13 protein-coding genes and 4 pseudogenes are annotated in these 12,262 nt (G+C 60.8%); 10 read left to right on the top strand and 7 right to left on the bottom strand.

The window, feature by feature from the left end:
* Nucleotides 1-384: 384 nt before the first annotated feature.
* From PAF17_RS19315 to PAF17_RS19280, 9 genes and pseudogenes are all read left to right on the top strand, one after another.
* The gene (locus tag PAF17_RS19315; RefSeq protein WP_271890710.1) at nucleotides 385-1,341 is read left to right on the top strand and encodes a sugar ABC transporter substrate-binding protein; all 957 of its coding nucleotides are present in this window, start codon (nucleotides 385-387) and stop codon (nucleotides 1,339-1,341) included.
* Nucleotides 1,342-1,395: 54 nt separating this feature from the next.
* A complete protein-coding gene (locus tag PAF17_RS19310; protein WP_271890709.1) occupies nucleotides 1,396-2,337 on the top strand; it encodes an ABC transporter permease in 942 nt (313 codons plus the stop codon).
* Complete coding sequence (locus PAF17_RS19305) at nucleotides 2,337-3,848, top strand: sugar ABC transporter ATP-binding protein (protein ID WP_271890708.1); 1,512 nt, start codon at nucleotides 2,337-2,339, stop codon at nucleotides 3,846-3,848. The genes PAF17_RS19310 and PAF17_RS19305 overlap by 1 nt, the downstream gene beginning before the upstream one ends.
* Nucleotides 3,841-4,842 carry an ABC transporter permease gene (locus tag PAF17_RS19300; protein ID WP_271890707.1) on the top strand — a complete coding sequence of 334 codons (1,002 nt, stop codon included), beginning with the start codon at nucleotides 3,841-3,843 and terminating at the stop codon, nucleotides 4,840-4,842. The genes PAF17_RS19305 and PAF17_RS19300 overlap by 8 nt, the downstream gene beginning before the upstream one ends.
* A 73-nt stretch (nucleotides 4,843-4,915) precedes the next feature.
* A pseudogene (locus PAF17_RS20255) lies at nucleotides 4,916-5,201 on the top strand (IS6 family transposase); the annotation flags it as partial.
* 182 nt (nucleotides 5,202-5,383) lie between these two features.
* On the top strand, nucleotides 5,384-5,911 hold the full coding sequence (locus PAF17_RS19295; RefSeq protein ID WP_271890706.1) for a DUF305 domain-containing protein: 528 nt from the start codon (nucleotides 5,384-5,386) through the stop codon (nucleotides 5,909-5,911).
* Nucleotides 5,912-6,125: 214 nt separating this feature from the next.
* Nucleotides 6,126-7,418, top strand: coding sequence for a YncE family protein (locus PAF17_RS19290; RefSeq protein WP_271890705.1), 1,293 nt, complete (start codon nucleotides 6,126-6,128; stop codon nucleotides 7,416-7,418).
* Between the two features lie 68 nt (nucleotides 7,419-7,486).
* Complete coding sequence (locus PAF17_RS19285) at nucleotides 7,487-8,041, top strand: sigma-70 family RNA polymerase sigma factor (RefSeq protein WP_271890704.1); 555 nt, start codon at nucleotides 7,487-7,489, stop codon at nucleotides 8,039-8,041.
* Nucleotides 8,038-8,802, top strand: a complete 765-nt coding sequence (locus PAF17_RS19280; protein ID WP_271890703.1) for an anti-sigma factor family protein — start codon at nucleotides 8,038-8,040, stop codon at nucleotides 8,800-8,802. The genes PAF17_RS19285 and PAF17_RS19280 overlap by 4 nt, the downstream gene beginning before the upstream one ends.
* Before the next feature lie 62 nt (nucleotides 8,803-8,864).
* Here PAF17_RS19280 and PAF17_RS20205 read toward each other — a convergent pair whose 3' ends face one another.
* The 7 genes and pseudogenes from PAF17_RS20205 to PAF17_RS19240 form a co-directional block, all read right to left on the bottom strand.
* Nucleotides 8,865-8,936, bottom strand: coding sequence for an FAD-linked oxidase C-terminal domain-containing protein (locus tag PAF17_RS20205; protein ID WP_408636450.1), 72 nt, complete (start codon nucleotides 8,934-8,936; stop codon nucleotides 8,865-8,867).
* Nucleotides 8,937-9,394: 458 nt separating this feature from the next.
* Nucleotides 9,395-9,727, bottom strand: a pseudogene (locus tag PAF17_RS20200) (FAD-binding oxidoreductase); the annotation flags it as partial.
* Complete coding sequence (locus PAF17_RS19265; protein WP_271890700.1) at nucleotides 9,715-9,903, bottom strand: hypothetical protein; 189 nt, start codon at nucleotides 9,901-9,903, stop codon at nucleotides 9,715-9,717. The pseudogene PAF17_RS20200 and the gene PAF17_RS19265, both read right to left, overlap by 13 nt.
* A gap of 14 nt (nucleotides 9,904-9,917) precedes the next feature.
* Nucleotides 9,918-10,592: pseudogene (locus PAF17_RS20160) on the bottom strand (DDE-type integrase/transposase/recombinase); the annotation flags it as partial.
* Nucleotides 10,593-10,697: 105 nt separating this feature from the next.
* Nucleotides 10,698-10,901 (bottom strand): transposase, encoded by a 204-nt coding sequence (locus PAF17_RS19250; RefSeq protein ID WP_271890699.1) that lies wholly within the window; start codon nucleotides 10,899-10,901, stop codon nucleotides 10,698-10,700.
* A gap of 149 nt (nucleotides 10,902-11,050) precedes the next feature.
* Nucleotides 11,051-11,398: an IS66 family insertion sequence element accessory protein TnpB gene (gene tnpB, locus PAF17_RS19245; protein WP_271890698.1), complete on the bottom strand. Its 348-nt coding sequence runs from the start codon at nucleotides 11,396-11,398 to the stop codon at nucleotides 11,051-11,053.
* Between the two features lie 16 nt (nucleotides 11,399-11,414).
* On the bottom strand, nucleotides 11,415-11,750 hold the full coding sequence (locus tag PAF17_RS19240; protein WP_271890697.1) for a transposase: 336 nt from the start codon (nucleotides 11,748-11,750) through the stop codon (nucleotides 11,415-11,417).
* A gap of 119 nt (nucleotides 11,751-11,869) precedes the next feature.
* Here PAF17_RS19240 and PAF17_RS19235 point away from each other — a divergent pair.
* Nucleotides 11,870-12,142, top strand: a pseudogene (locus PAF17_RS19235) (IS3 family transposase); the annotation flags it as partial.
* Nucleotides 12,143-12,262 lie beyond the last annotated feature (120 nt).

Below are 12,262 nucleotides of genomic sequence, written 5' to 3'. Positions count from 1 at the left end.
CAATTCGCAAGGCATACTTACGGAATTCATCTGTTCGTCCCTCGCCCATAGTTCGTCTCCTTTGCTGCAAATCATGCTATCAAAGGAGCGGCACCAAACCGCTACACGTCCAATATGGCAAAGAGCGCATCGCCGCCCCGGACAATCCTGCCAATCTCATCGGCTAGAGCACCCCTAACCGCACGCGTTAGGTCGGGTTCAACGGATGCTTACGCCCTTGGGTCCGTGATGGATTCCTGAGCGATCAGAATTGAAATTTGGTCTGACTCTGATACGCATAAAGATGCATATCTAAACAAATATCTTGATAGTATCATTATTTCGTCATACCAGAATTAAAATATGATCGCTTGTCGATCATGACAAGACCAGGGAGGAACCAAAATGAAGAGACTTCTCGCAACCGCCGCTCTAGCCACCATCGCCTTTGCCGGGGGTGCTTTGGCGCAGGACGGCCAGATTACGCTCGGCTTGTCAGTCGACCAGCTTTTTGAAAGCCGCGTCGGCGTGAACAACGCGATCAAAGCCGAGGCAGCGGGCCGCGGATACGGGCTGATCGAGGTCGTGGCTGACGGTGACGCACAACAACAGAACGCCCAAATACAAACATTGATCACGCAGGGCGTAGATGCCATCCTTGTTTGCGCAGTGGATCAAAACACCATCGAACGCGCACTTATAGCGGCCCAACGTGCTGGAATTCCCGTTGTCGCCTATGACCGCGACTTGCCCGACAGCCGCGTGGTTGCCGCCTTCGTCGGACCGGACTCGATCTTCGACGGACGAGAAGCAGGAAAGTACATGGCCGAGGCATTGGCAGATGTCGAAGGCGAGGTCACTGTCCTGGAGTTGATCGGCGCACTCAACGACCAGAACGGCATCGACCGCCAGAAGGGCTGGCGCGAGGAAATGTCGAAACTGTCGAACCTGAAAATTCTGGAGGTTCCGACGGATTGGGATTCTGCCCGCGCGCTGGCCGGTACGCAGAACGCATTTCAGGCCAATCCCGATATCGACGGCGTTTTCGCTGCCACAGACACGCACATCCCCGCCGTAGAGACAGTGCTGCGCGATCTCGACAAACTGAAAACCGTAGGTGAGCCGGGTCACGTCGTCGTCACCGGCATAAACGGATCAAATGACGGCTATCAAGCCGTCGCCAGCGGAGCCGCAGACGGGATCGTCGTCATGGATCTGGACAAGACTGGCCGCACCGCTGTGGCTCTGGCCGCCGATCTGATCGACGGAAAAGAGGTGGATCGCGTGAACGTCATCCCGGGTCATTTCTACACACATGATGACATCGAGGCGAACGCCGACAAGATCTGGGGCGCCAAGTAACAAAATGGCGATGCAGGCACCCGCCTGCGCCGCCCCTGCCTTTTCGGGAGAAACATGCTGAACATCGTTCTCAGGACCCTGCGCACCAACCCGGCAGTGCCTTTGGTCGCCGCGCTGGTCGTCGTGTTCTCGCTGCTATCGCCCTTCTTCATGACGGGCGGCAACATCGAGGCGATGATGGGCGCAAACGCGGTGGTGCTGATTGCGGCGGTTGGCATGACATTCGTGTTCCTCGCCGGTGGAATTGACTTGTCCATTTCTACCGTCATCTCCGCCAGTGCCGTTATCTCGGGGCTGGTCATGGCAGGAACCGACAACATCGCGGTCGGGATAGCCACGGCACTTGCGGTGGGGGCGGCGTTCGGCGCGGTCAACGGCTTGCTTATCGGGATGTGCGGCCTGACGCCCTTCATCACGACAATGGGTACGCAACTTGTGGCACGCGGAATCGCGTTTGTGATGTCGCAGGGTGTCGCGGTCAAAGGGACACCCTACGCGCTTATGGATTTCGGCTTTGCCGCATTCCTGGGAATACCCGCGACAACTATCGTCGGGCTGGCGGTGGTCGTTCTGGCGTCGCTGACGTTGTGTGGCACCAGCTGGGGGCGCGAGTTGATGTTGGTTGGGTCGAACCGCAATGCCGCACGATATACCGGGATCAACGTGCGTAAAATGGAATTCAGCGTTTACCTCGTATCCGGGCTGCTTGGCGGATTGGCGGGTTTCATCTCCATCGCGAATCTTGGCAACGCGATTCCCGGTGTTGGAGACACGCTGCTGTTGATGATTATCGGAGCCGTCGTTCTGGGCGGCACCTCGATGAACGGAGGTGAGGGCTCAATCTCGCGGACCCTGATCGGGGTCGGCCTGCTGGCGGTGTTGATCAATGGGCTGAACCTGCTGGGCATCCCGTTCTACGATCAGTTGATCGTGCAGGGCGTCCTGATCTTCGTCGGCACCTGGATGGCTGCGCGGCTGTCGCGCCGGAGGGCTTGATGAAGGACACCGCAACCAAGGTATCGCCCATCCTGTCCGTGCGCGGCTTGTCAAAGACATTTGCCGGCAAGCCAGTTGTACGCAATCTTTCATTTGATCTGCATCCCGGCCAGGTCATGGCACTGGTTGGCGAAAACGGCGCTGGCAAGTCCACGACCAAGAACATGATCTGTGGACTTCTGGAACCTACCGACGGCGAAATTCAGCTTGATGGCGAGACTTTCGCCCGCGTCGATCCAAGCGCGCATGGCATCGCCGCCGTTCATCAGGAGCTCAGTCTCTTCCAGACGCTGACCGTGGCGGAAAACATGTCCATCCACCACCTGCCCGGTAGTCCGGTTCGGGTCGACTGGGCGGCGGCTGACCGCATAGCGCGGGAACAGCTCGACTTTCTGGGCATGGGCATCGATCCGCAGGTCGAGGTTGCCACACTCGGGGCGGGCAAGCAGCAGATCGTCGAAATCGGTAAGGCGTTGCTGCAAGCGAACAGGGTCCTGATCCTGGATGAGCCGACAACCTCGCTGACCGCAATCGAGCGCGAGAAGCTGTTCGCCATTCTTGACCGGCTGAAGGAACGCGGGCTGGCGATCATCTTCATATCCCACTTCATGGAAGAGATTTACCGTGTCTGCGACAGCTATGTGGTTCTACGTGACGGTGAACAGGTGGGAGCCGGAAAACTGGCAGAGGCATCGCGCAAGTCACTTGAGGCAATGATGGTCGGACGCAGCATAGGCGAGGCCCGGCTTGAATTGACCGACCCGCAAGAGCGTTTGGCATTGCGTGTCGAGGGGCTTTGCTCGGCAGACTTCCACAATGTCAACTTCACCGTTGCAGCGGGTGAGATCCTTGGCATCGCCGGGCTGATGGGGGCCGGCAGGACAGAGCTGGCAGAGGCGATTTTTGGCCTCAGACCCGCAACCGGAAAGGTCGTCGTGGGCGAAGAAGAAATCCGTGCCCCTTCGGTGGCCGCGATGAAGCGACGCGGCGCCTGCTACGTGCCCGAAGATCGCCGCCTGAATGGCCTGTTCCTGAACCGTCCGGTGCGCGAAAACCTGTCTGCCGCAGCGATCGGGCGCTTCGTCACCCGCAAGCTGCGTAGCATCGGCTTTCGCGGCGAGGTCAAGAGCGCCGCGAAGATCGTTGATGACATGAACATCGCCGTGCCGCACATCGAAAACGCTGTCGGCGATCTGTCGGGCGGAAACCAGCAAAAGGTTCTGCTGGGACGGTGGCTGGCCACGCGGCCCCGGCTTATCGTGTTCGACGAGCCGACAAAGGGTGTCGATATCGGAGCAAAGTTCGATATCCACAACACGATCAGTGAATTGGCGCGCGATGGTGTAGGTGTGGTGATGGTATCGTCAGACCTACCTGAACTGCTGAACACCGCGCACAGGATCGTCGTAATGCGCAAAGGCCGGCTTGTGGGCCAGTTCCATCGCGACGAGTTCGATGCAGCCCGGATCATCTCGCTTGCCGCCAGCGCAGGAAAGCCCGCCGATGTATGACGATATCTTCCGCTCGCTGACTCGCCAGAAATGGCTGCCTATCGCGCTTGCGACCATTGTGCTTGGCGCAACGCTAAGCACGGTTTCGCCAGCCTTCCTGACCTTTTCCAACCTGGAATCGATCCTGGTGCAATCCAGCGTAACGGCGATCATGGCAATCGGCATGGCCTTTGTCATCATGTCCGGAGGGATCGACATTTCTGTCGGTGCGATCCTATTTTTCACATCCGCTCTGTTCGCCCAACTGATGATGGACACCGGGTCTTACCCACTGGCATTTGCGGCCGCACTTGCGTGCTCGACCGGACTGGGGCTTTTAAACGGCATTCTGGTGGTGCGGTTCGGGATCTCGCCGCTGATCACGACCTTGGCGACCTATTCGATCTATCGCGGGGCAGCCATCCACCTGACCGGTGCCCAAAATATCCCTGTGCCACGCGAAATGGGATTTCTTGGCAATGGCGAGATATGGGGCATTCCCGTGCCTATCCTGCTGCTCGGGCTGATCTTTGTAATCGGGATCTACGCGCTTACACAGACCCGCCTTGGCGTTTATGTGCGCGCTATCGGGAATTCTGACCGCTCCGCACGGGAAAGTGGCCTGCCAATCGCAAGGGTAACGATAGCTGTCTACGCGATTGGCGGGGTTCTTGCGGGAATTTCGGCGCTGATTCTATTGGCACGTGTCGGTGGCTTGCAATCCGGCATCGGAATCGGGATCGAATTTACGGTCATCGCCGCTGTCATCCTTGGCGGAACCAAGCTGACAGGGGGCACGGGCACAGTGACCGGCAGCGTGATCGGCGCCGTTTTCCTCGTTCTGATCGACAACGGTCTGAATCTCATGAACGCATCACCATACATATACGACATCGTGCGCGGTGGCGTTCTGCTTGTGGCAGTCGCCGTTGACCGCATCTCGGCCCTGCGCCGCGAGCGGCAACTGCGCCTCCAGAAAACGGCTCGCCTGCGTGAAACACACGGTTTGGCCTGAAACCGGTGTTGTCACGTTAGCACGGCGCTCATTGGCCTTGGCGCGGTTTCGGCGTAGCCGATGCGAATGACCCAGCCTACGCCAGATCGAAAAGATTCTGCTGGAGCGCGGCATTGATGTTTCCTACGAGCCGATCCGGCGATGGACCGCCAAATTTGCCGCACGGATCGCCTGGAACCCGCGCCGCCGACAGGCGCGACCCCGCGATATCCGGCATCTGAACCAAGTTCAGGTGAAGATCGCCGCCGAAAATTCTGGCTGTGGCGGGCGGTCGATCAGCATGGCTTCATACGCAGGGGGCCAGATGCCCGCTCGTCAAACTGATGAAGCGGCATGGTTTTCTGCCAAGACGCATCGTGAACGTGACAACCATGGCCAGCCCCAACGCTGATTTGTGCAACAGCGCCAACGAGTAGCTTAAATCACGTCAGATCCTGTCCACGAGATGGGGATCACCTCGGCTTTCATAAAAATCTTTGCGGGTGGGAATAAAGTGGCTCTGCGCGCTGTCTCATGTCCAAACAACACCATCGGAGATCACATGACAGACACGTTCACAGAGGGCACCCGAAAGCAGTGCGCCAAGGATATGCCCCCGTCCGATCCGAGACGTCGAACCGCGATCTCCAGCCTTGCCACCGGCGCGGCTCTGGCAGTGTTGATCCCCGCAGTCGCGGCCTTGGCCGAGGCCGGGACGACCGACTCGCATCAGGGTCAGCACGCCGAAATGCATATGGACATCCCCGCCCCGGCACCGGGCACCGATTCTGCTGCGCTGAAAGCCGAACAACCGTTCCTGGCCGAAAATGAGGCCGCGATGGACAAGATGATGGCCGATATGGCGGCGCAGCCGACGGGGAATATCGACGCCGATTTCGTCGCCATGATGATCCCGCACCACCAAGGTGCAATCGACATGGCAATCCTGCAACTGAAGTACGGCACGAACCCCAAGCTTAAGAATATCGCGCAAGAGATCATCGTCACGCAGCAGCAGGAAATCAAGGCGATGCGCCTTTCCATCGGCCTGCCACCGGGCGGGAATGTCGACGGCCAGACCGCAAACTAACCATTGGGGCGTCTGTCCCTTCCGAACAGAAAGACCGAAGATGACACGTAAATTTCATGTGCAATTTCTTACCTCCATCGCGGCGACGGCCATGTTTATCGGCGCGGGAGCGGCTGTTGCCGGGTAGGCTCCGCTGGGGGCGGATGCCCCGGACATCCCGATCAGCCACCGCGACCGCGTCTATGCCGCCGAGCAATATTCCAACACCGTTTCGGTGATCGACCCCGCCAGCAACGAACTTCTGGGTGAAATCCACCTTGGCGATCCGCAGCCCCGCAACCTGTCGCCGCTTTACAACGGCCAGGTTCTGGTCCACGGGCTGGGCTTTGCCCCCGATGGCAAGACGCTTGCAGTGGTCGCCACGGGTTCGAATTCGGTCAGCTTCATCGACACCGCGACCAACACGGTGAAGCACACCACCTATCTTGGCCGGTCGCCGCATGAGGCTTTCTATACGCCGGACGGGGCTGAGCTGTGGGTGACGGTGCGGGGCGAGGATTACATCTCGATCCTCGACGCCCGGACCTATGAGGAAAAGATGCAGCTCAAGACGCCGTCGGGTCCGGGGATGCAGATCTTTTCGCCCGATGGCGCATACGCCTATGTGTGTTCTTCGTTCAATCCGGAAACCAAGGTGTTTTCGATCAAGGACCACCAAGAGGTCGCGACCATCGAACAGGCCAGCCCCTTCTGTCCCAATATCTCGGCCAGCCCCGATGGCGCGCAAGTCTGGTTCACCCTGAAGGACATCGGCAAGACCCAGGTGGTCGAGGCGCGCCCGCCCTTCAAGACGATCACCACGATCGACACCGGGCCGATCACCAATCACGTCAATTTTGCCAGCGTCGAGGGGCGGCAACTGGCCTATGTCACCATCGGCGGGCTGAACGAGGTCAAGGTCTACGACACCGCCGACTTCTCGCAGGTGGCAAAGATCCCGGTGGGCGATTTGCCGCATGGTCTGTGGCCTTCGGGCGATGGCACACGGATCTATTTCGGGCTTGAGAATGCTGCCGAAATGGCCGTGATCGACACGGCGTCCAACACCATGATCAAGACGATCCCCATCGGACAGGCGCCGCAGGCGGTGGTCTATGTGCCCAATGCGGTGCCGGCGGATCAACCCGGCACCGACAACCTGCAACCGTTGGGCGATACCGGCAAGGTCGCCCATCTGGCGTTGACCCCGGTCGGCGAGAACAAGGGACAGACCACGGTCGCACTGTTCGATCAGGGTCTGACCCAGGTGCTCGAAGCGTCGGTAACGGGGCTTGAACCGGGAATGACCTATGCGCTGGCGCTGTCGGCGTCGCCGGATGGCAGCGGCGACTTGCAGCCGCTGGCCGCCTTCAAGGCCAATCCCGCCGGTGCCTCGATCGTCAATGCGGTTGGCCCGATCCGGCAGATCGTCGATGGCGACCATGACGCAGCGCGACGGTACCTGGTGATCACGCAGACCACCGATGGCGCGCTTGGTGCGCCGGTGCAATTGCAAAGCGCGAAGTAACGCACGAAGCTGGCGGCAGCCAATGGTGTGCCGCCAGCCGTTTCATGTCTGTCGAAGGTGGTTCAACGATGCAAAGCGAAGACGTCCGAGCTTTGGCACAGCGGCGTGCGATAGAGCCGCATATTCCCGCGCTGCGGCGTTATGCCTGCTCGGTGCTGCGCGACGCAGCGGCCGCCGATGACGCGGTTCAGGATTGTCTGCTGCGCGCCATCGACCGCTGGCACCAGCACCGGCCGGACAACAGCACCCGCGCCTGGCTGTTCGCGATCCTGCATAGCACCATGATGAACGGGTTGCGGAAATGGGGCAGGCGGGGGATCCAGCTGGCCGCCGAAGATCCTGCTTCGATCGAGGAACTTGCCGTCCCGGCACGCCAGGAAACCCAGATCTACCAGGCCGAGGTGCTGCGCGCCGTCGGGCGCTTGCCCGAAGCGCAGCGCGACGTGCTTTTGCTCGTCACGGTCGAGGGGCTGACCTATGATGAAACGGCAACCGCGCTTGGCGTGCCCGTGGGCACCGTGATGTCTAGGCTGTCGCGCGGTCGCGATCATCTGCGCGAGCTGCTGGGCGGGCGCGGCACAGAGAAACAGGCGCGGGTGCCCCATTTGCGGAGGGTGAAATGATGGACGAACGGGAGCCGATCAGCGAAGACGATCTGAACGCCTATGTTGACGGGCGGCTGTCCTCCGCGCGGCAAGAGGACGTGCGCCGCTATCTTGGGCGCAACCCCGACGAAGCGGCGCGCATCGCCGATCATATGCGCCATGCCGAAGCGCTGCGGGCCGCGCTGGCCCCGCTGGCGGACCGCCCGATCCCGTCAGAGCTGCATCTGCCGCGTCTTGCCGCATCGCGTCGCCGCCGCAGCGACCAGCTGCGCCGGATCGCCGCATCGGTGGTTCTGGTCGGGGCCGGGCTTGCCGGTGGCTGGTTCGGCCATGCCCGGATAGAGTCCGGAACGGTGGCCGTCCTGGGCCAGGAAACTGCGGCGACCTACGCGCTGTTGTCCCAAGGCGATGCCCCAACGCTGACCTATGCAGCCGCCGACCCCCAGGCGTTGGTCGACTGGGCCAGCACCGCCCTGCGCCGCCCGATGCGCGTACCCGATCTAAGTGGCAGCGGCTTTCGCTTCCTTGGCGGACAGGTGGTGCCGACCGCGCAGGGCCCTGCCATGGCGGCGATCTACGAAAACGAACAGGGCGACCGGCTGGTGTTTCAGGCCCGGCAGATGCGCGCGCCCGGCGGCACGAAGATGACACCCTATCGCAGCGCCGAAGGCGGCGGGCTGGTCTGGGAACGCAACGACATGGGCTATTCCCTCTTCGGGAATGCGCCCGAAGAGGTCAGCCGCGCGGTTGCAACCGGCATCCAGGAGGCGCTGACATAGCTGCACCGGGTGCCGTGAAATTGATGCGTCAGGTCGCGCAAGATGCGACATGATCGCATATCTCAGACGAACTTGCCCGGATTCATGATGTTCTGCGGATCCACGGCCAGTTTCAGCCGCTGCATCAGCGGCATAGGCACCCCCATGTTCGGCAAGCATGTATTTCTTCATGCCGACGCCCACGCCATGCTCGCCGATCACGGTGCCGCCGAGTGACAGGGCAATCTTGTTGATCGAGGCGGCCAGATCGCGCGCGCGCGGTCCATCTCGTCATCGCTGTCGGGATCGACCAGGATCGCCAGATGGGAGTTCCCGTCCCCGACATGGCCGACGCGGGGAGCGATCAGGCCCGACATCTCGATGGCTTGCTTGGTCCGGCTGATACAGCAGGCCATTTACGAAATCGGCACCCAGCAAGCCGTGACCAGCCCGTTGGCAACCGGGTTTCAGCGCCTTGCCCAAGTAACAGACGTGGCTCCGCGCGGCCCACAGGCGGTTGCGATCTTCGGCCTTTTCGGCAAAGGCGAAATCCCACCCCCCCCAGATCCGAGGCGATTTCGCGGACGGCCTCGACCTGTTCGCGCACCTCGGCTTCGACGCCGATGAACAGATGCGTCAGATCATAGCCGGACGCGGATTTGCGCGCGCGGCTGCCGGTGCGAATGATCTCGCCATCGGGCAGAACAACCTCCAGCGCCAGCACGTTTTCGCGGATCGTGCCATAGCGCACGGTATTGGTCCCCGACGCGCGGGGCGAGGCCATGCCACCCATGCTTGCATCCGCATAGGGGTCGACCGTGATTATCAGCCCGGTCGCACGCAACGCGTCGTTCAACTGCGTCCGGGTGACGCCCGGTTGCACGACGGCGTCCAGATCCTTTTCATGGATCTCGATCACGCGGTTCATCTGGCTCATGTCAAGGCTACGGCACGATGCGCGTCATAAGGTGCCTCGGCAAGGTCATATAGCGATCTGCCGGACCGGTCGCCGGCAAGCGAGGCACCGAAATGGGCGATGATGGTTTCCGACAGATTCAGCAGGCTAACCGGTGTGGCGCACTCCGACGCCGGCGCGCCCGGCTGGGCCACGATCAGCGGCACGGCGACCGATCCTCTTACATGTTCGACTTGCCCCACAGGCCGCGCGCACCGACATTGTCGCCATGATCCGAGGTGTAGATGATCGTCGTATCGTCCAGTTGGCCATTCGCTTCCAATGCGGCGATCAGCTTGCCGATATTGTCGTCCAGAAAGCTGCACAGGGCGAACCCCTGCTTTGCGGCCCAAGGGTGATTTTCCAAACCGTTCAGCGTGTGCAACTTGAACGGTGGCAAGCTGTCCAACGGATACGTGTCCAGATATTCCTGCGGCACGATCAGCGGGAGATCCGGCGCGACCAGACCGACATTCAGGCACCATGGATCGTCAGGCTTCCTGGCGGCATCTGCGAACCACTGCGTCGCATGAGAGACCACCGCCATATCATAGCGCGTGGAATTGCTTTCGCCCGACCCGATATAGGATCGCACGCTTTGGAGCTTGGCCTGGTAGTCGACAGAACAGTATTGCGAGCCGCGATCGCTGTGGTGGATCAAACCCGGAGCCGGGTTCCGGCTGGCAATCGCGCGCTTCAGTCGGTCACCTGTCGCCCTGCCCACGACTTTTCGTGAGTATAGATCGATGACAACAACGAGGGACAGCCAGCCTTGGGCGATCCAGATGTACGAGATGTCGGCGCCCCATTTCTGGTCGGGGCCCTCGGCAGCAAAGTCTTGGTCGAACAGATTGGGTGTTGCGAACCACGCGATGCCGCCTGATCTCATGACCATCGTCGATCAGGTCACGATGTATGCGCGCCCGCCCCAATCCACACAGGCATCGCTGCCAGGCGTCAGCTAGATTTCCATCCGGGGATCGTGATCCGGGATCGGCTTGGACTTAGCCTCGATGTCGGGCAACTTTATCCACGCGGTCATTGCCGCGGCCGAGATCTCGCTGATTTCCAGCGCCAGTTGCAGCTGTTCAACGGTTTCGGACGAACTGCCAAACCGATGCACCCGGTGCCCCGCAAGCTGATGCCGCAGCTTCTCGATCAGCACCGCCTGTGCCTTCACCTCGTCCAGAAGCCGCGCCGTGAAGCTGCGCAGTTACTCGGGATGGTCGGGGATGGTCATGGGTTTGTTCAGCATGGAAAAAGCTTACCCTGCTGATGTCTTTCAGTGAATCCCGCACGCTCCGGATCAGCGGATTACCCCGCCCTCAGAGGCTGCCAACTGCGCTGCGGTGTCCGCCAGTCGATCCCCTCCAGCAGCATGGCAAGTTGCTCAGGCGTCAACGTCACCTTGCCCTCCTTCGCCAAGGGCCAGACGAACCGACCCCGCTCCTGCCGCTTGGTAAACATGCACGACCCCTGCCCGTCCAACCAGATCACCTTCACCAGATCGCCGCGACGACCACAGAATACGAACAGGTACCCGGCAAACGGATCCTGCTGAAACACCGCCTCGGCCTGCGCCGCCAAGGATGGAAACCCCTTTCGCATATCCGTCACGCCTGCCGCCAGCGAGACCGGCATATTGGCCGGAACCGGGATCATGGCGACAGGCCCCGGATCAGCCGCGCCAAAGTATTGGGATCAAAGCTCTCGCTGAGCCGCATCCGATGGCCGCCAGACAGTTCGTTGTCGATACGGCTCTGCACGACGGGCGTGGGCGGGGTAGACTTCGCTTCAACAATCTCCACTGGAGAAAGCGCGCGTCATCGGCTGGCACTGGCGCTGATGAGACCTCCGGCGCATAGCGGAGATCGCGCGGCCATTGGAAGATCAGGTTTGCATTCACCGCGTAACGACGCGCCACCCGCGCAAGCGAAGCACCCGGCGCGGTCGTCTGCTGACAGATCGACCGCTTCTCCTCATCCGTCCAAAGCCGCCTCGTCCGACGTGTCATCCAAGCACCATAGTGTCCGCTATCCCGCTCCCTCAACCCGCGGCAGGGCGGTCAGACCGGACGGTTACGGACCAAAGAGGCTTAGGGACAGCCTTGAGCTTATGCTCATGTCTGAGATTGAGATCATCTCCTGCCGGGCGGTGGCGGATGCCGGGATCAGCGGACGGGATGTGCGTCATATGCTGCTGGAGGCGGTTGAGCACCGATTCGGTGCCTATGCCGCCAAAAGAACGCGCATCTTCGCGCAACAACTCAGGCTTGAATCTTGCTTCACACTGGTCAAGAGCCCACAACCCAACGGCAGGCCAGAGGCGTTCGTGAAAACCCTGAAGCGTGACAGCGTAGGTGTGAACCCTCTGCCAGACGCCACAACTGTGCTGTCATTGAGTGGAGTGAATAGCCCCGCGTTTCCTAGACGCCTTCGGGTCTCGGTTTCCGCTGCCGTTCGAACTCTACGGGCGACAGCATCCCGTTTCTCGCATGCTTGCGCTTCGGATTGTAGAACATCTCGA

It is taken from the genome of Paracoccus onchidii (assembly GCF_028294535.1).
Taxonomy (GTDB): Bacteria; Pseudomonadota; Alphaproteobacteria; order Rhodobacterales; family Rhodobacteraceae; genus Paracoccus; species Paracoccus onchidii.
The sequence above is the reverse complement of the archived record's forward strand: the minus strand, read 5'-3'. Positions and strand labels throughout refer to the sequence as shown.